Source organism: Pseudomonas sp. HMSC057H01, from assembly GCF_001836405.1.
Taxonomy (GTDB): Bacteria; Pseudomonadota; Gammaproteobacteria; order Pseudomonadales; family Pseudomonadaceae; genus Pseudomonas; species Pseudomonas aeruginosa.
The window spans coordinates 1-368 of record NZ_KV828416.1 but is presented as its reverse complement, the minus strand read 5'-3'; the positions used below and the strand labels follow the sequence as shown (position 1 = coordinate 368).

Annotated in this window: 1 protein-coding gene; it reads left to right on the top strand. The window is 62.0% G+C overall.

Annotated elements, in window-relative coordinates:
• Positions 1-368, top strand: a 368-nt coding sequence (gene phzA / locus HMPREF2581_RS07625; RefSeq protein ID WP_058012100.1) for a phenazine biosynthesis protein PhzA, incomplete at both ends; no start/stop codon positions are given.

The following is a 368-nucleotide window of genomic DNA, read 5'->3' as shown; positions in this document are numbered from 1 at the left end:
CAGCGGCACAGCCTGTTCGTCGAGGACGGCTGCGCCGGCAACTGGACCACGGAAAGCGGCGAACCCCTGGTTTTCCGGGGCCATGAGAGCCTCAGGCGGCTCGCCGAGTGGCTCGAGCGCTGCTTCCCCGACTGGGAGTGGCGCAACGTGCGGATCTTCGAGACCGAGGATCCGAACCACTTCTGGGTCGAGTGCGACGGGCGCGGCAAGGCGCTGGTCCCGGGGTATCCGCAGGGCTATTGCGAGAACCACTACATCCATTCCTTCGAACTCGAGAACGGCCGGATAAAACGCAATCGCGAGTTCATGAACCCGATGCAGAAATTGCGTGCATTGGGAATAGCCGTTCCGCAAATAAAACGTGACGG